Source organism: Nitrosomonas sp. ANs5 (genome assembly GCF_050584665.1).
GTDB lineage: Bacteria > Pseudomonadota > Gammaproteobacteria > Burkholderiales > Nitrosomonadaceae > Nitrosomonas.
Genome location: NZ_JBEUDO010000004.1, coordinates 54,398 through 76,392 on the forward strand (window position 1 = coordinate 54,398; position 21,995 = coordinate 76,392).

The following is a 21,995-nucleotide window of genomic DNA, read 5'->3' on the forward strand; positions in this document are numbered from 1 at the left end:
ATGACAGAAGAGCGCCTTGAAGAAACCGCATCCACCCACGATTTATCGTCACTGGTCATCCCATTGCTCAAGGGTGTGATTTATCAGGAGGGCAACGCCGTGCAGTGGAGTGCGCTGCTTGCGCTGCAGCCCCGCGTACGGGATTATGTGGCGGTGTTGGGGCTGGAGCTGGTGCTGGATGAGGCGGAAGGCTATGCTTTCCTACGTGCGCGTTCGGATGATGGGGATGATACGGTCTCCAAATTGCCGCGGCTGATTGCCAGACGCCCGCTATCTTTTCCGGTGAGTTTGCTATTGGCACTGTTGCGCAAGAAGCTGGCCGAATTCGATGCCAGTGGCAGTGATACGCGGCTTGTGCTCAGCCGGGATGAAATCGTTGACTTGATCCGGGTATTTTTACCGGAAAGCGGCAATGAGGTTCGCCTGGTCGACCAGATCGAGACACATCTCAATAAAGTGGTGGAACTGGGTTTCTTGCGCCGGTTGCGTGCGGGTGCGGCGCGTCCGGGAGGGCAGGCAGCCATGTTTGAGGTGCAGCGCATACTCAAAGCATTTGTCGATGCCCAATGGCTGGCTGAGTTGGATGCGCGCCTGGCCGGCTATCAGGCGCATCTTGCGGGTGAATCAGAGGAAAACAGGGATGGGTGAATTGGGGACGCAACAGCTGGATTTCACGGGCGACGATACGCTGGCCGGTTTTCGCCTGCGCCGTTTGGAGGTTCTCAATTGGGGGACCTTCGGTGAGCGGGTGTGGGCTTTGCAGCTTGACGGCAAGAACGGCCTGCTGACGGGCGATATTGGTTCGGGTAAATCCACGCTGGTCGATGCCGTGACGACCTTGCTGGTTCCGGCGCAGCGCATTGCATACAACAAGGCTGCCGGTGCGGACAGCAAGGAGCGCACGCTGCGCTCCTATGTGCTCGGGCACTACAAGTCGGAGCGGAATGAAATGAGTGGCGCCGCCAAGCCGGTTGCGCTGCGTGATGCCCGCAGTTATTCCGTGATCCTGGGGGTGTTTCATAATGCGGGCTACGACCAGACGGTGACGCTGGCGCAAGTGTTCTGGATGAAGGATGCGCAGGGGCAGCCGGCCCGTTTCTTTGTGGGTGCGGAGCGCGCTTTGTCGATCGCTGCTGATTTTACGCACTTCGGCCCCGATATCGCGCAATTGCGCAAGCGGCTGCGCGCGGACAGCGGCAGGCGGAGCACGGAAGTATTCGACAGCTTTCCGCCCTATGGCGCCTGGTTCCGGCGGCGCTTCGGGATCGACAATGAACAGGCGCTCGAGCTGTTTCACCAAACGGTGTCGATGAAATCGGTCGGCAATCTGACTGATTTTGTCCGCAGCCACATGCTCGAGCCTTTCGATGTCGCACCGCGTATCGCTGCGTTGATCGATCATTTCGATGATCTCAACCGGGCACATGAGGCAGTGCTGAAAGCCAAGCAACAGGTGGAGCTGCTGTTCCCGCTGGTTGCCGACTGCGAGCGGCATGCTGCACTGAATCTGCATCTGGAAGAACGCCGCGCCTGTCGTGAAGCGCTCAAACCCTATTTCGCGGGCTTGAAGCTGGCATTGCTGGAGAAACGGTTAGTGAATCTTGCCACTGAGTGGGCGCACCAGGATACTCTGATCAAGCGTGATGAAGCGCGGCGTGAGGCCCAGCTTGCCGCAGCGGAAGAGCTCAAGCGCAGCATCGCCGAGAATGGCGGTGACCGTCTTGAGCGGCTGGCTGTCGAGATTCGCAATAAGGACCAGGCACGCCAGGCGCGTGAGCGCAAGGCGCAACGCTATGCCGAGCTGGTGCGGGCGATTGACGAAGCCCCGGCTGGCGATGAAGCGGAATTTATCACGCAGCGGCAACGTTTCGGGGAGCTGGAAGAAGCGGCACGGGCGCGCGAGGCCAGCCTGCAGAATGACCTGACCGAGCATGGCGTCAGTCTGCGGCAGGGGAAACAGGCGCATGATGCATTGGTTGCCGAAATCGACAGTTTGAAAGCCCGGCGCAGCAATATCCCGGCGGAGCAGATTGCCATGCGCGCCGCGCTCTGCAAAGCGCTGGGAGTGCCCGAGACGGAGATGCCCTTTGCCGGTGAGTTGTTGCAAGTGCATGAGACGGAGCGCGATTGGGAAGGCGCGGCGGAGCGATTATTGCGCAACTTTGGTTTGTCGCTGCTGGTGCCGGACGCGTATTACGCGACGGTTGCCGAATGGGTGGATAAAACACAACTCAGAGGACGGCTGGTTTACTTCCGGGTGCGTCCGCATACGCGCGCCGAGCCTCCCGGGTTGCTGCGGGATTCGCTGGCGCGCAAGCTGATCATCAAGCCTGATTCTCCCTTCTACGATTGGCTTGAACGCGAGCTGGCATACCGGTTCGACATTGCCTGTTGCGATACCCAAGCACAATTCCGCCGCGAGATGCGCGCCATTACCCGCGCCGGGCAGATTAAAGCGCCTGGCGAACGGCATGAGAAAGACGATCGCCACCGGCTGGATGATCGCAGCCGCTATGTGCTGGGCTGGCAGAACGCGGCCAAGATCGCCGCACTCGAAACCAAGGCGAAACAGCTGGCGAGCAATCTGGGCGAGCTGGGTGGCCGCCTGGGCAAGATTCAGGCCGAGCAGACTGTGCTCAAGGAACGCCTGACGGTATTATCCAAGCTTGGTGAATACGATGATTATCATGAGCTCGATTGGCAGTCGCTCGCCGTGGAACTGGCGCGACTGCAGGATGAAAAGCGGCAGCTGGAATCGGCCTCCGATGTGCTCAGGCAATTGACTGGGCAATTGAATGCGGCCATCCTGGCGCTGAAGGAAATCGAAACCCAGTTGGAAGCATATAAAGACAAGCGCTCAAAAATCGAGCAGAAGCAAAGTGATAGCGAGGCCTTGCGCGCACAAACGCAAACCTTGCTGAACGATGCCGCTGGGGTTGATGCAGATCGCGCAGCCTATTTTGAAATACTCGACGAGGCGCGTGGTGAAGTGCTGGGCGAGCATACACTGACCGTCGAATCCTGCGACAACCGCGAGCGCGAAATGCGCGACTGGCTGCAAAAGCAGATTGAGAACGAAACCAGAAAACTCAGCACATTGGGGGAGCGGATCGTCAAGGCGATGACTTCCTATAAGGAAGCATTCAAGCTGGAGACTTCCGAGATCGATGCCAGCATCGAGGCGGCATTTGAATACCGCAATATGCTGCACAGCCTGCAGAGTGATGACTTGCCACGCTTTGAGGCGCGCTTCAAGGAATTACTCAATGAGAACACGATTCGGGAAGTCGCGAATTTCCAGTCGCAGCTGGCGCGCGAGCGGGAAACGATCAAGGAGCGAATTGCGCGCATCAACGAATCACTGACCGGCATCGACTACAATGCCGGCCGTTATATCGTGCTGGAAGCGCAGCCGACACCCGATGTCGATATTCGGGATTTTCAGTCGGAACTGCGTGCCTGCACCGAAGGCGCGCTGACGGGGTCGGACGACAGTCAGTATTCCGAAGCCAAGTTTCTGCAGGTGCGGCATATTATCGAGCGTTTCCGTGGGCGCGAAGGCCAGTCCGAGCTGGATCGCCGCTGGTCTGCGAAAGTGACCGATGTGCGCAATTGGTTCATGTTCGCCGCCAGCGAGCGTTGGCGAGAGGACGATAGCGAGCATGAACATTATTCGGATTCGGGCGGCAAATCCGGTGGCCAAAAGGAAAAGCTGGCCTATACCATTCTGGCCGCGAGCCTGGCCTATCAGTTTGGCCTTGAATGGGGCGCGGTACGCTCCCGTTCTTTCCGCTTTGTGGTTATCGATGAAGCTTTCGGGCGTGGCTCGGATGAGTCGGCGCAATACGGGCTGCGCCTGTTTGCCCAGCTCAACCTGCAGCTGCTGATCGTTACCCCGTTGCAGAAAATCCACATCATCGAACCTTATGTCGCCAGCGTGGGGTTTGTGCATAACGACGATGGCCGCGCTTCCAGGCTGCGCAATCTCTCGATCGAGGCATACCGGGAAGAGAAAGCCAGAATGACTGGATGAACTGGACGAGTCCGGCGGATTTGCGCGCCCAGGTGCAGAAGCTATGGGCGCGGGGTGACATTCTGGCCAGTCTGGTGACAGGCGAATCCTTGTTTCCCCGGCGCTTGCTGCTCAAGTGTCCTGCATCGGCTGAAATGGCGGAGCATTTCGATGCCGTGCGCGCCTGGATCAGTGCGCTGCGGGCGATGGCCTGCTGCCGGGTGGAAATGCGCGCGTTCAGACACCGGGTCTTCGGCACCAATGCAGCGCCGCATGCGGTATGGGTGGACAGCACCGAAGACGCCCTGAAGCTGATAGGCAAACAGCGGGAAGCAGCGCGTTTTATTGCATTGGTTGAGATGACGCGCGCCTGGCATCCGGAATTGTCAGATTGGCTGGTCCGGAAACCGCAGCGGGCGCTGGCGCTGGATGATGATTGGGAGCGCCTGTTGGCAGTCATCACCTGGCTGAAGACGCATCCGCGCCCAGGTGTATACCTCCGGCAGGTGGATATTCCGGGCGTGCATAGTAAGTTTATCGAGCGCCACCGGGGGGTGCTCAGCGAATTGCTGGATAGCGCGCTGCCAGCCGGCGCAATTGATGTCACAGCGTCCGGTGTGACGCAATTCGCCCGCCGTTATGGTTTTCTGGATAAGCCGGTTTGTATTCGCTTCCGGATGCTGGATCGCGCGCATGCCTTGTTGCCTGAAATAGGGGAACAGGATATTTCACTGGATGCGGAGAGTTTTTCCCGGCTTGATCCAGGCGTGTCACGGGTGTTCATTACCGAGAACGAAATCAACTTTCTGGCTTTTCCTCCCATTCAGGACAGCCTGATCATTTTTGGGGCAGGCTATGGCTTCGAAATGTTGGGCCGGGCGGAATGGTTGAAGCGTTGTCGCATCCACTACTGGGGCGATATCGATACCCATGGTTTCGCCATGCTCGACCAGCTCCGCAGCCAGTTCGGGCATGTGGAATCGTTCCTGATGAACCGTGCGACCTTGCTGGCGTTCGAGGTGCACTGGGGCACGGAAACCAGGCCAGCCACGCGTAACCTGGCGCGGCTCAGACCGGCCGAACAGGCGCTGTATGACGATCTGCGCGATAACCGGCTGGGTAAGAACATTCGGCTTGAGCAGGAACATATTGGATTTGGCTGGCTGGAATCAGCGCTGGCTGCTCTGGTGTGATTTGCATGATACCGGCCGGCAAGCACGCAGCGTCGTGGCCGGCTGGATAACGTGTCCTCTGCTTTTTTGTTGATCATGGTATTTTCTACTGATAACAAAAAGATGTTGCATTAACCCCCTGAACGCTCAATTTTCAGAGCTTCCTTAAATATACAAACATGGTTGGATGAACATGGCGACTATTTGTATGGCTACGCATTTCTGAAAGTTAAAGACAGACATCTTGCCGAAGATATGGTACAGGAAACATTTCTGGCAGCCATAACTGCTAAAAATACTTTTTCCAATCACGCCAGTGTTCGGACATGGCTTACCAGCATTCTTAAACATAAGATCATCGACCATTTTCGGCGGCAAGGGCGTGTCACGGCGATCAGTGATCTGGCTGACCAGAATGATGAAGACAATCTGGATTATTTATTCAGAAATAACGGAAGCTGGATTGAAAAACCGGCGCCATTTCCCAGCCCCGATTCTGCATTGCAGCAAAAACAATTTTGGAAAATATTTGTACATTGCTTGTCCGGATTAAAACCCAGACAGGCTGAAATATTTCTTGCCAGAGAAATTCATGACATGACTAACGAAGAGATCTGTAAGCATTTTTCAATTACGCCGTCTAATGCATGGGTCTTGATGCACCGGGCCCGGCTAGCATTGATTCAATGCTTAAAAGCCCTCTGGATAGATAGCGAAAAAAATAAATGTTGAATTGCAAACAAGCCAGTCAGTTAGCATCACGAGTCATGGATGAAAAACTACCTTTCTGGGAAAACCTTTCACTGAGAATACATCTTTTTTTATGTCGAAACTGCGCCAATTTTTCACAACAGCTCAGATTCTTGCGGGATGTCTCGCGTCATGACAGGAGAGCCCCTAATTTTCATCTGACTGAAGAAGCAAAGCGGCGCATTGTTGCTGCATTGGCAAATAAAGAGAACGGTGATTGAGGATACGCAAATAACATGAGGCGGCCCGCTATCTTAGTGAATCCTAAAACACGTTACGCGAGGAGTTTAACCATATGTTACAGGAAGTTAATCACGCAGCAACAGACTTATCAGCTGCTGCGTTGCTGGAAATAGAAAAAACTTTTGGTGGCCATGTGCCCAACATTTTCAAAGCCTATGCTGAGCATCCCCCCTTGCTCGCGGCAAACTGGGAAAAATTTAAGGTTGTAATGCTTCAGGGAAGTTTGCGCCGGCAAGTCAAAGAAGCTATCGCCATGCTGATTTCTTATGATAACGATTGTAAATATTGTGTCGCGGCGCATAGTGCAGCGTTGCGCAGCCTAAAAATCAGTGATTCGAATATCACGGCCATGCATCAGGGTATTTTGCCCGATGATTTTACCGATCAGGAAAAGGCACTGGTACGATTTGCCCGCAAAGCCAATACACATTGGCATGCTATGGGAAATGCCGATTTGCAGGTTTTAATTGATCTCGGTGTTGAGCAATCCGAAATACTTGAAGCCCTGGGCACCATGGAACTTTTTATCGCGTTCAATCGATGTGCTGATGTACTGGGTATTGAAATCGATTTTTAATCTTCAATCCATTGCGCCTGTGAGCATTGTGAGTGATGCAGTCAGGTCGCCAGCAGCAGGAACCCACCGAAGCGACTCATCCCGGCTCGATGCTGGGGTGAGTGCCGCAGGAATCCCCGACTTTAAACGAGGGAGGATGTCAAGAAACTGCGCAAACATTGTGATATATCTGGCATTGTATAGGCTGGGTTTGTTTGGCTTGATCGTTATCCGGCGGGAAAGGGTTTATGGCGCAACGCATAAGAGCTTCAAAGAAGGAAATATTCGGCTGGGCGATGTTCGATTTCGCGAACCAGGCTTACACATTGTTGATCGTGACGGTCGTGTTCGGTGATTTGTTTACCCGGGTGATTGTCGGGGACGCGCCCGATTACCGGTTGGGCAATCTCTTGTGGAGTTTGTCGTTGGCGACGGGCTATCTGGGGGTGGTGCTGCTTTCGCCGATTGCGGGTGCTATCATGGATTACACCGCCAGCAAGAAGCGTTTCTTGTTCGCCAGCTATCTGCTGACCGCCGTCAGTACCGCAGCACTCTACTTTGTGGCGCCGGGCTATGTCTGGCTGGGCGTGCTGTTGCTGATTGTGTCGAATTTTGCTTATTCGATTGGCGAGGCGTTCATTGCCGCCTTTCTGCCGGATTTGGGTCCGCCCGAGGATCTGGGAAAAATATCCGGTTTTGGATGGGCGCTGGGTTATGTCGGCGGCATGGTGTCAGCAGTTTTTGTGTTGCTGGTGCTGGGCGAGGTGAGCGCAGAAAATTTCGAAAACATACGCTGGGTCGGCCCCTGGGCGGCGTTCTTCTTTCTGGTGGCGGCTATTCCGACCTTTCTATGGGTCAGGGAGCGAGGGGTGCCCAGGCCTTTGCCGTCCGGGGTCAATTATCTACGTCTGGGATTTAGCAGAGTGCGGACCACCATCGAACATATCCGGGATCGGCGTGATTTGGCTATCATTCTGGTGTCGATATTTTTCGCGATGAGCGGCATTTATATCATTATCACTTATGCTTTTATCTATGGCGCCCAGATCATCGGCTGGGACGAGCAAGTCAGGACATGGATGTTCATCATCGTGCAAATTACTGCCGCGCTTGGGGCGGTGGCCTTTGGCTTCGTTCAGGACCGGTTTGGCGCCTTGTTTACTTATCGTCTGACATTGTTGTTGTGGATGCTGGCGATTGCGCTGATTTTCTTGACCCCCGATATCGCCGAAGCGGTACGTGTGCATTTCGGGCTCGAGTGGCAGGCGCAATATATATTTTTGCTGGTGGGGAGTGTGGCGGGCTTGAGCCTGGGTTCTTGTCAGTCATCCACCCGCACGTTGGTGGGTTTGTTTTCGCCGTTGTCGCATTCGGCCGAGTATTTTGGGTTCTGGGGGCTGTCGATGAAGCTGGCGGGTATGGTGGGATTACTGGCAATCGGTTTGCTGCAGATCCTGGTCGGCCTTAAGAGCGCGATTTTGTTCTGTGTGGTGTTGTTTGCGGCGGCATTGTTCTTCAGCCGTAATGTCAACGAGTCGCGCGGGCGCCAGGCAGCCGATCGCGCGGAGAACGATTTTCCAGTATAGATCGTCGATTCCTGATAACTGTTGATCGGCACGGGGCTGCCGCAGTCAAGGAGCTATACATGTATCGATCCTGCATCGATTGGTTCGCCAAGGTCCGGCAGCATGGGGCGATGGGCTGGTTCATCCCTGGGTGCCTGATTTTGACAATGGGGGGCAATGCCATGTCCGAAGACCGAGAAACGCGTGAAATACGGTTGCCCGCCGCCGTTCACCGGGGTGCGGTTTCGCTGGAGCAGACATTGTCAACGAGGCGATCCGTGCGTGAGTACAGTGATGCGCCCTTGACTTTGGTGCAGGTGTCCCAGCTGCTATGGGCCGCCCAGGGTGTCACCCATCCCGGCGGTTTCAGGACTGCGCCCTCGGCCGGAGCACGTTATCCTCTGGAAACCTATCTGATCGCCGGGAAAGTAAGCGGCCTGCAAACAGGTATCTATCAATATGTTCCACACAGCCATACCCTGGTCGCGAAAGCGCTCGGGGAGAAGCGTGTAGCACTCAGCTAGGCCGCGCTCCAGCAACAGGCAGTGAGCCAGGCGCCAGCAACCATTCTGTTGGCAGCCGTTTATACCCGCACAACCGGCAGGTATGGCGAGCGTGGTATGCGCTATGTGCATATGGAAGCTGGGCATGTTGCGCAGAATGTCGCTTTGCAGACTGTTTCCCTGGGGCTTGGCGCTGTGTTCATTGGTGCATTCCAGGATGATCTCGTGCAGCAGGTCGCTGGTTTGCCCGCGTCGGAGGTGCCTTTGTATCTGATACCGGTTGGGCGGTGACAGATGCACTGTCCAAATTTTAGCAAAAAATTAGCGACAGGCCTTCAGGCCTGTCGGTCAAACGTGTTTTGGAAGGGGTTTGCATCCCCTCCCAAACTCCCACCGCCCTGAAGGACGAGGTTTCGAACCGGAGTCAGTTTTACGATGAATGGAACCCATGTCAAGTCATTGCTTGCCAGAATCAATATCAGGCATAGGTGCATTGCCAACCTTTGGATCTGGACAATCTTTGTTATCCTGGTGGGGTATTTGTCCACTGGCGGAGCCACCATGAGCGACTTTCAATTTGACAAAAGCGACAGCATGCGGCGCATGGAGACGCATCTGCGTCTGCTCACCGTGGAGATTGGTGAGCGCAGTGTGTACCGGCTGGATCAGCACAGCAGGGCGCGGGATGCCATTTATGCGGCTTTTGAGCAGATTGGCCTTCAACCCAAGTTTGAAACTTACGACTATAAGGGAGCGGCGGCTTCCAATGTGGTTGCTGAAATCACACGGGGAGAGAATCCGACCCGGCGCTATGTTGTCGGTGCGCATTACGATAGCGTTTACGGTACGGTGGGTGCGGATGACAACGCCAGTGGCGTGGCGGTGTTGCTGGAACTGGCGGCCATGCTCCAGCAGAACCGTGCATTGCTGGCCGATGACCTGGTGATTCGGCTGGTTACCTTTGCCCTCGAAGAACCGCCTGTCTTTTCGACGCGTTTTATGGGAAGCCGAGTGCATGCACGTGCCATGCGGGCTGGTCAGGAGGCACTGGAAGGCATGATCTGCCTGGAAATGGTGGGCTATACCTGTCATGAGAAAGGGTGTCAGTCCTACCCTTTCCCCCTGAATTTCATGAATTATCCTAAAACAGGCGATTTCATCGGCATCGTGGGGAATTTTTCATCCAGAAGCTTTACGGCCGCGCTGCAAGCGTCTTTCCAGAACAACCCGGCGCTGCCCACCGTTTCGCTGAATGTGCCATTCAATGGCTGGTTGACGCCGACCATACGCTTCAGCGACCACGCATCCTTCTGGGATGAAGGTTATCCAGCGGTCATGATTACCGACACGGCCTTTTACCGCAATCCCCACTACCATCGCCGCTCGGATACCATGGATACGCTGGATATCGATTTCATGGCAGAGCTGGTGCGCAGCCTGCTTCTCTTTTTCACGCAGCGCTAGGAGGCTGTCCGAGAATAGCGATCGTAGCGAGGGCGAGGCTGATTGAGCGGGATTTTTCGATCATTTGAGGCGAATAGTCGTTCTATTTAACGAAAAGGATCGTAAAATCCGGCCAATCAGGCTCGTCCGCAGTAGATCAGTCTCTCAAGAAACACCATATAACATATTGATAAAAAATGATTAAATCTTACGATATTTTTTTGTTTCTTCGGGGCGATTTGCGGCTGCGGCCCGATTACTTCGCTATTCTCGGACAGCCTTCTAGGAGACATCCTGCAGGATAAACCTGCATTCTGTCTATTGCGGGTGGCTATGCGCCTGGGCAGGCTCGTTGTGATTGCCGGCAAATTTTCTAGTACTCCGTTCCTCCAAACCGCTTACATGAAATCGCGCCTTCGCCTGTCATGCGTTGTTGCAAATCCTTGCCATAGCTACGGCTATGACTGCGGTTTGCGCCTAGCCTGGCAGGCGAACCCATCGATTTCATTTGTAAGCTAATTGACGGTACGGAGTACTAGTTGACGGAATCGGCGACTCTGAAACAGCAGCGGTTGCCGTTCCGGACGATGCACTCCTTGTGTTCGATTTTTGCCTTGAGCAGCGCGGTCAAGAAGCTTAAATCGAGCGTACAGAAGCCTTCGCACTGCTGGGCGAGCGCCTGGAAAACGCAATTATTGGCAATGATTTCCTGACGCTGTTCCGCTGTTTGCACGACATTGGCATCATAGCCCAGCTCGGACAGGATGGCGGCCACTTCACGCAGTTTGTCGGCCTGCGATGCGTGTTTAGCGAGCCGGCTTTCATAATCGCTCGCCATTTGTTGGCCAAGATCCGTCAGGCAGCTTTCGAGCGCTTGCTCCCCCATGTGCTTGTTCGTCCAGGCAAGCAGAAGTTTGGCCAGAAAAGCGTATTGTCTTTGAAAAAGCTCCAGGCCAATTGGGGTGAGCGTATAGACGCGGCTGGGTCTGCCGCCGGTGCTTTCCAGCAAGCTGCTTTGGATAAAACCATGCTCGCCGAGACTGGCAAGGTGCTGATTGACGGCGTTGCGCGAAATTTCGAGCCGGCCTGACAATTCTTCTATGGTGAGCCCCTTGCGATGATGGAGCAGCGCTGTCAACAACGATTGCTGGCGCTGGCCTAAAAGTGAAAGTGCAGACATTTTCAGGATAGGTTGATTGATTTCCAGCTTTTGACATATATATGTTGAAAAAGTGCCGGAATATGCAGTATAGTTGAATTCCTTACTCAAAAAAGGAGAGAATCGATGCTTACATATGTTATTTTGGTATTAGCCGTTGCTGCTGTTGGCGGTATTTTTCTGGCTTCTAAAATCTTTTCAGGCCAGCTGGCGCCATGGCCAGTCTCCATTGTACACGCCTTGCTGGGCGCCACGGGCCTGGTCATGCTGATCATGATGGTGCTGGGCGGCGCGGCTGAAGGGCGTTTGAGCGCCGCACTCGGCTTGCTGGTGGTGGCTGCATTGGGTGGATTTTATCTTGCCTCGTTGCATGTCAAAGGTACTGTCGCGCCCAGGAATGTCGTCATCATTCATGCAGGGGTGGCGGTCGCAGGCTTCCTCACGTTACTCAGTCTATTGTTTTAAAAGCAACATTCAGGTGATGCCATGAGACACCCCTTACATCCGATTATCGTTCATTTTCCCGTCGCAACCTGGCTCCTCTCAACCATTGGGGATATGGCCGGCTTGTTCGGCAACGAGCAAGTCAGTTGGGTGGCAGGGGTGTTACTCACGGTCGGTACAATTACCGCCTTGCTGGCCATGGTGACCGGCCTGATAGAGCTTGGTAAAATCGATCCGCAGCATGCTGCGATGAAGGCCGCCAATCAGCATATGCTGCTCATGCTGATAAGCTGGTCTTGCTATGCCGTGAGCCTGTTTCTGCGCCTGGATGGCGCCAGCCTCGGCCAGCCGGGTATCTTCGCCCTGATCCTGTCGGTCGCGGGGGCCGTGACCTTGTGCATCGCTGGTTGGCTGGGTGGCAAGCTGGTCTATGAACACGGCATCGGTGTGCGTTCCTCTGGTACTTGAAGCAAGGCTCGCGGTGACCCGGCTATGTTCCCATACAATTTCACTCCCGCCACACGGCTCCGATAATCCCCGTCATGGCCGCTTGTCTACATGGTTCGACAAGGCACGCGGTAGGGGGCGCTTGCGCACCATAAAATCGACGATCAGTCATGCCAGGGCTGCATATGCCGCTTGCTCTGGCGCCAGCATGATTTAAACCGTTTTTACAAGTCTTATTGTGCTGGCGCAAGCAATCTGATTGGCTGGTTAGGGGTGGGCAAGACAAAGATTCGTTACCGTTTTGTTATCGTCGGCGTGCGCCACGATTCGGAAAGATACGGGCATGGCCTTTCTGAAAGCCGCGTTGTGAAAGTCTTGCAGATTCAGATTCTGGACTGAAACAGTCGGACCGGGTTTGTTGCCATTTTCGACTATCACCTCGTTATCTGGACTCACATTATTTCGGGTTGCTAGGGTTCTCGCCAGATCGACTTCCAGATCCAGGCTGCTTGATCCGGTTGCAGCCAGGCAGATATCGGTTGCCGGCTTCAGATCCAGAAAATGTGCATGCCAGGTTGCATCATTGTGTTCTTCATCATCAATACCAAAAAGTGCCGCCAGCAGGCCGATAGTGTTATCGCCGCATACATGGCCTGCGGGGCCTTGCACCAGGCTGTCCGCCACACAGAGATGGGAGGTCAGAGCGAGTACGTTTTCTGGATAGCCGTCATTGTTAACGCCGGTTATGACACCGTAGCCGATGGCGCCAAGCGAGCCCTCTGTTGGAACCGGGCCACCCGCATGAATCGTGATATCGACCTTGTTTTTTGATCTGGTGATGACCAGATCGGCGATTTGCGCCCATGTGCCGGTATTTTCTGTTGTGAGCATATTCTGGACAAGTCCATCGGATGATGCTGCCTGCATGCCAACGAATGTTGATAGAGTCAGCAAAACGGCTGACAGAGATGTCTTGTTCATATTCTTGTCCTCCAATTGCGCGAGTAAAATTTGGAAAATCCTCATCGAAACCGAAGCTGCTTGATTTTTCTTGCCTGGCACGGCCAGACTTTGATTCCCCGCCATCAAACTTTTCGCAAGACGCTGACGATGCGGGGTTGCTGCACTGATTGACACCTGAGTGCCGCGGGCCTGATATAGCGCTGACCCGTTACCGAATCTAACAAGGCAGAACTCACAGATGACTTACAGATTGGAAGAAATAACGATTTGTGGGCAAATCGGCTCGCATGTCACTTCGGAAGGAAGCTGCTGGTTACGAAGCGGGTATGCGAAGCGTGATGGAGTGGGTGTCAGTCATATACCTGAAAAATAGAACAATTTCGCTTAAACTTGCATTATTCTCCGGCAATGAAAATAGGGTGCGCTGATCTGTTGGGCGGGCTATCGTGACATGATTGGGGTGCCCCAGCGTGCCAGCTTCGACGCTGCCTTTTCATCGGGATCAGCTGTGGGGCAACGCGGTTACTGTGCGTGAAGTGTCGGCTGGTCGATCTGCAAGCGGGCGCTGAGCCGCCGGTTGTCCGCGGCGAGCAGCACCAGTTCGCCGTTGGTGCCGATATCGAAACCGATGACCTGGTCAAGGTATTGGATCAGCCGGTTTTCCAGTACCATGAGCGGCTCGCTGCAGGCCATCCTGGTGCTGGCCAGCGGCCCGATACGCAGGCCCTCGCCACTCAGTGTGTGCCGTCCGCTGTAGCGATTGCAGAAGGCTTGGCCTGCCACCAGTCCGTCAGCGAAGAACTCGATGGTGCCAATGGCATCTTCTGCCACCAGTTCATCATCGATGGCGATAACGCGCCATGCTGCGCCCTGTAGCAGGTTTTCCGGCGCGCCGGCGCAGCCTTGTGCAAGTATCTGGTCGCGTGTCAGTTCGGCGCGATAGGGATAAGGCATGCCGGTCATCGAGTCCTTGCAGAGCTGCTGATAAATATCGAGCACAACTTCCACGCCATCGACCTGGGCGCTGATCCGTATGCCACCATTGGCGAGGGCCTGCCGGTGGCCTGTGACTGGCGTTGGGTCCGGGTTGTCGGGTGTGCGCACTGTCAGTTGATCGCCGTGAACATCTGTTTTCCAGAAAGGCTCATTACCACGAGCCTGCAGCCGGTCGGGCAGGGAACCCCGTTCAATGCAATCCGGCCAGAGGCGGCCGGCAATCTGCAAGTAGGCGCTGTTGCCCTTGCTCCAGAAAAAAGTCTGCTCGTTATCAGGCAGTTGGTATTTGGCGCCGGAGGCGCTGCGCACCGCCTTCAGCATCAGCTCCGCCTCTCCGGCGTTGACTGTGGCGTGCTCGTCAGCGTAGGTGACTGTTACCGGCAGGCGCCCGCAGTCCATTTGTACAGTCAGGTTTTGGGTCGCATGGGGCTGTGTGGCGCAGCCGGCCAGTGAGCAGACCCAAGTCAATGTGGCAAGGCACAAAATGATGAATCGTGACATGGGTGGTCTCTCCATTGCATGACCTTTGGTTTAGGCGCTATGTACTTATGCTGGGTTAGCCCGGCGACGTTCGCCGGGGGAAAAATTGAGAGAGTGAGCATCATGGAAAATCGCGCAATGTTTTGGATCTGCTCGCCGAATACAGAAATTGTACAATATTAAATCAATTGGTTAACGAAACAATTGTCCGGGAAAATTTCGTATTGTCCGCTACTTTCGCGGCTCGTCCCAAGGGTGCGCTTGCGCACCATTAAATACCCGACCGGCAGCTAGGAGGCTGTCCGAGAATAGACTGTTCTACTGCGGACGAGCCTGATTGGCTGGATTTTTCGATCCTTTTCGTTGAATAGAACGACTATTCGCCTCAAATGATCGAAAAATCCCGCTCAACCAGCCTCGCCCTCGCTACGATCGCTATTCTCGGACAACCTCCTAGCCGTCACACAGCAAAAGCCGGTGCGCAAGCGCACCCTGCAGGATGTAAGTATGTCAATAAAAATTTCATTTCAACTGAAATAAGTTGTCATAAATGGAAATCGTGGTAGGGTATCGAACATTAATCCAATACCGGCAATAAGGGTGAAAAGTATCCCCAACCACGGAGAATCTACATGATCCGCTGCCACCTGGCTCGGCTGATGGGCGAGCATAAAATGCGCATAAGCGATGTGATCCGCGAAACCGGCTTAAGCCGCAATACCGTCACCCTGCTTTACAAAGAAACTGCTCAAAAAGTGGATTTAGAAGCGCTGGATAAGCTTTGCGTGCTGTTTGACTGCGAAATACACCATATTCTTGAGCGTGTGCCGGCCAAGGGCAGCACGTCAGCAAATTAAGGACGCCAAATGGCCATTAAGAAAACCGAGCTCTACTCCTCCCTTTGGGCCAGCTGCGATGAGTTGCGCGGCGGGATGGATGCCAGTCAGTACAAAGACTATGTGCTGACGCTGCTGTTCATGAAGTATGTGTCCGACAAATACAAAGGCGACCCCTACGGCATGATCGCTGTGCCCCAGGGCGCCAGTTTTGATGACATGATCGCCTTGAAAGGCGACAAGGAAATTGGCGACAAGATCAATAAAATCATCAGCGCCCTGGCCGAAGAGAACGATCTGAAGGGCGTAATCGATGTCGCCGATTTCAACGACGAAGACAGGCTGGGCAAGGGCAAGGAGATGATCGATCGCCTGTCCAAACTGATCGGTATTTTTGAAGGGCTGAATCTCTCGGCCAACCGCGCTGACGGTGACGACCTGCTGGGCGATGCCTATGAATATCTGATGCGCCACTTTGCTACCGAATCGGGTAAATCCAAGGGGCAGTTTTATACGCCGTCAGAAGTGTCGCGTGTGCTTGCCAAAGTGATCGGCATTCACGCCGGCACGTCACAAGATGCCACCGTCTATGATCCGACCTGTGGTTCCGGCTCGCTATTGCTGAAAGCCAGTGACGAAGCGCCCCGTGGTCTCTCGATTTTCGGCCAGGAGATGGATAACGCCACCAGCGCGTTGGCGCGCATGAACATGATTCTGCACCACAATGCTACCGCCAAAATCTGGAAGGGCAACACGATTTCCGACCCGCAGTGGAAAGACGCCAACGGCCAGCTCAAAACCTTCGACTTTGCTGTCGCCAACCCGCCGTTTTCCAACAAGAACTGGACCAGCGGCATCAACCCGGCGGAGGACGCGTTTGGCCGTTTCACCTGGGGCATTCCACCGGAGAAAAACGGCGACTACACCTTCTTGCTGCACATCATCAAAAGCCTGAAAAGCACCGGCAAAGGTGCGGTGATCCTGCCGCATGGCGTATTGTTCCGGGGCAATGCCGAAGCGCTCATTCGTGAAAACCTGATCAAACAGGGTTACATCAAAGGCATTATCGGCCTGCCCGCCAACCTGTTTTACGGCACCGGCATTCCCGCCTGTATCATTGTGATCGACAAAGCACACGCCCAGGCGCGCACGGGCATCTTCATGGTCGATGCCAGAAAGGGTTTCATGAAGGATGGCAACAAAAACCGCCTGCGCAGCCAGGACATGCACAAAATCGTCGATGTCTTCACCAAACAACTGGAACTGCCACGCTATAGCCGCATGGTGCCGCTTGCAGCGATCGCGGCCAACGATTACAACCTGAATATCCCGCGCTATATCGATGCCAGTGAGCCGGAAGACCTGCACGACTTGCATGCCCATTTACAAGGCGGCATTCCCAACCAGGACATTGATGCCTTGGAACCCTACTGGCAAGTTTTTCCCAGTCTTCGCGCTACTTTGTTTGCAGCAGACAGGGCGGGTTACAGCAAAGGCTTGGTAGCGGCCAGCCAGGTTAAAAACACCATTTTGAACCACAGCGAATTCAAAACCTTTGCCGAGCAAAGTTTGCGACCCTTTAGCGCATGGTGTGAACGGGCGGCGTTAAAAGCCCTGCAACAGGGAGAGGTGCCCAAACAGATCATCCACCGCATCAGTGAAGACCTGCTGGAAAGCTACGCCCACACCCCGCTGCTGAGCAAGTATGATATCTATCAAATATTGATGGACTACTGGGCGGAAGCCATGCAGGACGATGTCTATGTGCTGGTGCAGGACGGCTGGCCAGCCGGAAAAGTGCTGCGGGAACTGGTGGCCAAAAAAGGCGAAAAACTCAAAGAAACTCCCGACCTCATCCTCAACAAAACCAAGTACAAAGCCGAATTGATCCCGCCTACTTTGATTATCGCCCGCTATTTTGCCAGCGAGCAGGCCAACATGGATGCGCTGCAAGCCGAGTTGAACAGTGCGACACAGGCGCTGGAAAGCTTTATCGAGGAAAACAGCGGTGAAGACGGCAGCTTAAGCGCAGCCCTGAACGATAAAGACAAAGTCACCAAGGCCACGGTCATGGCGCAGCTGAAACTCGCTACCGATCCAGACGAAAAAACCGCCCTGGCACACGCCCAAAAGCTGTTTGATCTTGAGGCCGATGCCAGAAAAGCCCTCAAAGACGCGCAAGAGGCGCTGGATCTGGCAATATTGAAACAGTATCCGCAACTCAGTGAAGCAGACATCCAAACCCTGATAGTCGAAGATAAATGGCTGGCCACCCTCAAAGCCCGGATCGAGGCGGAAATCGAAGGCATCACCCAGCAACTGGCCACTCGGGTCAAAGAACTGGAAGAGCGTTACGCCGAGCCATTGCCTACGATTACCCAGACGGTTGAAAACCTGAGCGATAAAGTGGCTGGGCACCTGAAAGCCATGGGTTTGGAGTGGGCGCAATGAATGACCATCAGGTTGCGGAAGTAAGTGCGGAATATCTGGCGGAAGCAGCGGATAAGGTTGTGCCTGCTGGGTATAAGCAAACTGAAGTTGGGGTTATTCCTGAGGGTTGGCATATTAAGAAAATCGGAGATGTAGCAGACGTTATTCGGGGAGCAAGTCCAAGACCCAAAGATGACAAGCGTTACTACAATGGAAACATTCCAAGGTTAATGGTTGAAGATGTTACGCGAGATGGAAAATATGTTACACCTATCGTGGACTCTCTGACGGTAGCTGGAGCTAAATTAAGTAGACGCTGTCCTAAAGGCACCTTAACTTTGGTATGTTCTGGTACTGTAGGAATTCCATCGATATTAGCTGTAGATGCATGTATACACGATGGATTTTTGGGGCTAATCAAGGTTTCTAAAACCGTATCAATTGAATATCTTTACCACTTTTTAACTACTCAGCGAGAGAAATTCAATAACTCAGCTACACATGGTGGTGTGTTTACGAACTTAACCACAGAGGGTGTGAAAGAGTTTTTGATAGCACTGCCAGCTAGTTATGAAGAACAAACCGCCATCGCCAATGCCCTGTCCGATGTTGATGCGCTGATCAGTGAGCTGGAAAAGCTGATCGCCAAAAAACAGGCCATCAAAACCGCCACCATGCAGCAACTGCTCACCGGCCGCACCCGCCTGCCCCAATTCGCTCTGCGCGAAGATGGCTCGAAAAAGGGTTATAAGCAAAGTGAGTTGGGGGAGATTCCGGAGGATTGGGAGATTGCACCATTTGTAAGCCTGCTATCCATTCGTCACGGCAAAAATCAGAAAAGTGTAGAGGTTGAGAATGGGGAATATCCAATTTTAGCTACTGGCGGACAAATTGGATGGGCGAATAGTTATTTGTGGGATAAGCCATCGGTGCTTATCGGTAGAAAGGGCACAATCGACAAACCACGTTATGCAGATAAACCATTTTGGACAGTCGACACACTCTTTTACTCAGAAATCAAGCCTTGGGTAGATGCAAAGTTCGTTTACTACAAGTTTTGTATGATTGACTGGATGCAATACAACGAAGCTTCTGGAGTACCAAGCTTGAACGCAAGCATTATAGAAGGAATTCGTTCTGTGATCCCCAAAAAAGAGGAACAAACCGCCATCGCCACCATCCTGTCCGATATGGACGAGGAAATTCAAGCACTGGAGCAACGCCTCGCCAAAACCCGCCAGATCAAACAGGGCATGATGCAGGAGCTGCTGACGGGGAAAACGCGCCTAGCTAAACCTTCTAATGAGGAGCGTGAGAGTGGCTGATCAAAATAACAAATACACCAAAGCACGCTTTTTTAAATGTGCGCTACAGGTTAATCCAGCTGGTTATGTCAAATACCGTGGTGAGCAACAGGAGTTCACGGAAAATGAATACAACCAACAACTGCTGGATGCCGCACTGGAATCGGGTATTGAGGTGGTTGGATTAGCTGATCATGGTTCTGTGAATGGTTATGAGAAGATAAGAGATTTATTTAATCAGCATGACATTGTGGTTTTCCCTGGCTTTGAAGTTGCCTCCAGTGAGAAGATTCACTTTGTTTGCTTGTTTGATGAGTCTTCTTCTGCAGATTTAATCACGAGGCATCTAGGCGCCTTAGGTGTGGATATAAACCAACCTGAAGCGCCTGTGCGGAAGTCTGCCATCGACATTATCAATTATGTGAACGATAAGGGTGGTTTCATATTTGCGGCGCACAGTACCAATAATGATGGCGTATTAAAGCGTCGGATGAACCACGTTTGGCAGCATGATGGGTTGCTTGCTGCGCAAATCCCCGGTCCGATTGAAGATCTTAAGGGTGTAGAGGATGATATTTACCGAAAAATTTTCCTTAACAAAGATGCCAATTATCGTCGTGAGCGGGAAATGGCCGCGATCAATGCTGCCGATGTAGCAAAGCCCGAAGATATTAAAAGCGATGCTGCATCCTGCTTAATTAAAATGACCAAACCCTGCTTTGCCTCATTTAAGCAAGCCTTTTTGGATGCAGGCTCCCGAGTGCGGCTAAATTCAGATAAGCCGGAATGCTTTGCCTCTGCGATTGAACGGATACGTTTTGTAGGTGGCTATCTCGATGGTATGGATATTGAGTTATCCGCGCATTTAAATGCAGTGATTGGTGGCAGAGGGACGGGTAAGTCAACCCTGCTGGAATGTATTCGTTTTGCGTTCGACTTGCAGCCGTTTGGTAAGGCAGCGAAAGCCCAGCATGAGGCCATTTTAAAATACAACCTAGGCAATGAAAAAGGCTTGATTGAAGTGACGGTACGCTCTGCTGCCATGCATGGTCGTCAATTTATTGTTAGTCGGAAGTATGGCAATCAACCCGTGGTTGTGGGTGAAGACGGCAATGTTTCCCCGTATCAGCCCAAAGATTTGCTGCCAGGTATAGCGCTTTATGGTCAAAACGAAATCTACGAGATGACCCGCAATGATCAAAGCCGCAACCAGCTTATCGAGCGCTTTTTAGAAGGTGAGCATGAGCAATTTGATGCTGCAATCACCAAAGTGTTGGCAAGGCTCAAAGAGAATCGAGAGTCGATAGTGCGTGCACTTGCACACAAGGCTGAGATTGAAGCAGAAGTTGAGCGCTTGCCCAAGTTGATGGAGCAAGCAAAGCAATTTCAAGCATTGGGCATCGACGAGAAACTAAAAATCATTCCCAAGCTTGAGAAAGAAAAGCAGCTGGATCGTCGCGTCAATGAGGAAACTGATCGGTTTAAAGAGGCAATTCATACGCTTAAAGACAGTTTGCCAGATACGGTCTTTTTAAGTGATGCCAGCTTGGAGGGGCTGCCGCATGCCAACTTATTGAAGCAGCAGCGCGAAGCCTTAGAAGGATTTAAAGCGTCTTTGACGAAAACTGTGGCGCAACTCGAACAGGTTGGCGCTTTAACAACAGAGAAGCTGTTACCCATCCAACAGCAGTTAAATGAGTGGATTCGATCGGAAGAGCAAAAACTGGAAAATGCCTTTAAGAAAATACCGGCAAGCCAGGGTAAGACGGGCCGGCAAATTGGTGTTGAATACCAAACGTTACTGAAGCAAATTGAGAAAATTCGGCCAAAGCAAACCGCATTGCAGGCCAGACAGACGCAAATTAATGCGCTTTACAACCAGCGCAAAAAACTATTGCTTGAGCTGGATCAGCAAACTAGCGCCCGTGCCAGCGCAATGCAAAAATCAGTAAAGCGTTTAAACCGTAAGCTCGACCAGAAAGTACGCCTGAGTTTAAACCCGGAAGGTAATCGCCAGGTGTTAGTGGATTTTCTTAACGCCTACAATTTAGAGGGTGTCGGGGTTAGGCGACTTGCCTGGGTGCTGGAAAATGATTTTTCACCCGCCAATCTTGCCGCCACTATAAGGCTGGGAGAGGCAGGGCTAACCGTTAGTTTTGGTATTTCGGATGCCATAGTAAGGGCGCTGTGCCGTTTGCCGGAACATATGCTTCTAGCGCTGGAAGAACTCGTTGTCCCAGACACAATGGCTATCGAACTTAATGTTGCACATGGCGAACGAGAAGCGATTTTCCGTCCTATCGAAGGCTTATCAACAGGTCAACAATGCACGGCGGTTCTGCACCTGTTGCTTCTGGATAATCAAGATCCGCTCATTCTCGATCAACCTGAAGATAATCTGGATAACGCCTTTATAGCCGATCGTATTGTTGCTGAGTTGCGTAGGGCAAAGCTAAGTCGTCAATTCTTGTTCGCAACCCATAACGCTAATATTCCTGTATTTGGCGATGCTGAGTGGATTGGTGTGCTCAGTGTTAAAGACAATAAAGGCCAGATTCTTCCAGAACAACAAGGCGCAATTGATGTGCCGGAAGTACAAAAATTAGCAGCAGACATTTTGGAGGGTGGCAAGAGCGCATTCAATCAACGCCGAGAGAAATACGGTTTTAATTAAGTGCGATACTGCTTTGAG

Annotated in this window: 17 protein-coding genes and 1 pseudogene; 15 read left to right on the top strand and 3 right to left on the bottom strand. The window is 53.0% G+C overall.

What is annotated here, in order from left to right:
* The 9 genes and pseudogenes from ABTW62_RS01940 (at position 1) to ABTW62_RS01980 (ending at position 10,265) form a co-directional block, all read left to right on the top strand.
* Positions 1-648 (top strand): DUF4194 domain-containing protein, encoded by a 648-nt coding sequence (locus tag ABTW62_RS01940; RefSeq protein WP_430902895.1) that lies wholly within the window; start codon positions 1-3, stop codon positions 646-648.
* Positions 641-4,033, top strand: a complete 3,393-nt coding sequence (locus ABTW62_RS01945; RefSeq protein ID WP_430902896.1) for an ATP-binding protein — start codon at positions 641-643, stop codon at positions 4,031-4,033. The genes ABTW62_RS01940 and ABTW62_RS01945 overlap by 8 nt, the downstream gene beginning before the upstream one ends.
* Complete coding sequence (locus ABTW62_RS01950; RefSeq protein WP_430902897.1) at positions 4,030-5,205, top strand: DUF3322 domain-containing protein; 1,176 nt, start codon at positions 4,030-4,032, stop codon at positions 5,203-5,205. Before ABTW62_RS01945 ends, ABTW62_RS01950 begins: the two co-directional genes overlap by 4 nt.
* A gap of 162 nt (positions 5,206-5,367) precedes the next feature.
* The gene (locus ABTW62_RS01955) at positions 5,368-5,916 is read left to right on the top strand and encodes a sigma-70 family RNA polymerase sigma factor (protein WP_430902898.1); all 549 of its coding nucleotides are present in this window, start codon (positions 5,368-5,370) and stop codon (positions 5,914-5,916) included.
* Between the two features lie 35 nt (positions 5,917-5,951).
* Positions 5,952-6,155, top strand: coding sequence for a hypothetical protein (locus ABTW62_RS01960; protein ID WP_430902899.1), 204 nt, complete (start codon positions 5,952-5,954; stop codon positions 6,153-6,155).
* A gap of 74 nt (positions 6,156-6,229) precedes the next feature.
* On the top strand, positions 6,230-6,754 hold the full coding sequence (locus ABTW62_RS01965; protein WP_430902900.1) for a carboxymuconolactone decarboxylase family protein: 525 nt from the start codon (positions 6,230-6,232) through the stop codon (positions 6,752-6,754).
* A gap of 227 nt (positions 6,755-6,981) precedes the next feature.
* Positions 6,982-8,319, top strand: a complete 1,338-nt coding sequence (locus ABTW62_RS01970; protein WP_430902901.1) for an MFS transporter — start codon at positions 6,982-6,984, stop codon at positions 8,317-8,319.
* Positions 8,320-8,480: 161 nt separating this feature from the next.
* Positions 8,481-9,092 (top strand): annotated as a pseudogene (locus ABTW62_RS01975) (SagB/ThcOx family dehydrogenase).
* A 270-nt stretch (positions 9,093-9,362) separates the two neighbouring features.
* Entirely contained in the window at positions 9,363-10,265 is a 903-nt protein-coding gene (locus ABTW62_RS01980) for a M28 family peptidase (RefSeq protein ID WP_430902902.1), read from the top strand.
* 514 nt (positions 10,266-10,779) lie between these two features.
* Here the strand turns inward: ABTW62_RS01980 and ABTW62_RS01985 are convergent.
* Positions 10,780-11,424 carry a helix-turn-helix transcriptional regulator gene (locus ABTW62_RS01985; protein WP_430902903.1) on the bottom strand — a complete coding sequence of 215 codons (645 nt, stop codon included), beginning with the start codon at positions 11,422-11,424 and terminating at the stop codon, positions 10,780-10,782.
* Positions 11,425-11,529: 105 nt separating this feature from the next.
* Between ABTW62_RS01985 and ABTW62_RS01990 the strand changes: the two genes are divergently transcribed.
* Entirely contained in the window at positions 11,530-11,868 is a 339-nt protein-coding gene (locus ABTW62_RS01990) for a hypothetical protein (protein ID WP_430902904.1), read from the top strand.
* Between the two features lie 21 nt (positions 11,869-11,889).
* Complete coding sequence (locus ABTW62_RS01995; RefSeq protein WP_430902905.1) at positions 11,890-12,315, top strand: DUF2231 domain-containing protein; 426 nt, start codon at positions 11,890-11,892, stop codon at positions 12,313-12,315.
* 246 nt (positions 12,316-12,561) lie between these two features.
* Here the strand turns inward: ABTW62_RS01995 and ABTW62_RS02000 are convergent, their stop codons facing one another.
* Together ABTW62_RS02000 and ABTW62_RS02005 are read right to left on the bottom strand one after the other, a co-directional pair.
* Positions 12,562-13,275, bottom strand: a complete 714-nt coding sequence (locus tag ABTW62_RS02000; RefSeq protein WP_430902906.1) for a hypothetical protein — start codon at positions 13,273-13,275, stop codon at positions 12,562-12,564.
* A gap of 504 nt (positions 13,276-13,779) precedes the next feature.
* Entirely contained in the window at positions 13,780-14,754 is a 975-nt protein-coding gene (locus ABTW62_RS02005; RefSeq protein WP_430902907.1) for an META domain-containing protein, read from the bottom strand.
* A 611-nt stretch (positions 14,755-15,365) separates the two neighbouring features.
* Here ABTW62_RS02005 and ABTW62_RS02010 point away from each other — a divergent pair.
* Genes ABTW62_RS02010 through ABTW62_RS02025 form a run of 4 tightly spaced genes read left to right on the top strand, consistent with a single transcriptional unit; the run spans position 15,366 to position 21,977 of the window.
* Entirely contained in the window at positions 15,366-15,590 is a 225-nt protein-coding gene (locus ABTW62_RS02010; RefSeq protein ID WP_090411844.1) for a helix-turn-helix domain-containing protein, read from the top strand.
* Positions 15,591-15,599: 9 nt separating this feature from the next.
* Complete coding sequence (locus ABTW62_RS02015) at positions 15,600-18,020, top strand: type I restriction-modification system subunit M (RefSeq protein WP_430902908.1); 2,421 nt, start codon at positions 15,600-15,602, stop codon at positions 18,018-18,020.
* Positions 18,017-19,324, top strand: coding sequence for a restriction endonuclease subunit S (locus tag ABTW62_RS02020; protein ID WP_430902909.1), 1,308 nt, complete (start codon positions 18,017-18,019; stop codon positions 19,322-19,324). Before ABTW62_RS02015 ends, ABTW62_RS02020 begins: the two co-directional genes overlap by 4 nt.
* Positions 19,317-21,977, top strand: a complete 2,661-nt coding sequence (locus tag ABTW62_RS02025) for a TrlF family AAA-like ATPase (RefSeq protein ID WP_430902910.1) — start codon at positions 19,317-19,319, stop codon at positions 21,975-21,977. Before ABTW62_RS02020 ends, ABTW62_RS02025 begins: the two co-directional genes overlap by 8 nt.
* Positions 21,978-21,995: the final 18 nt, after the last annotated feature.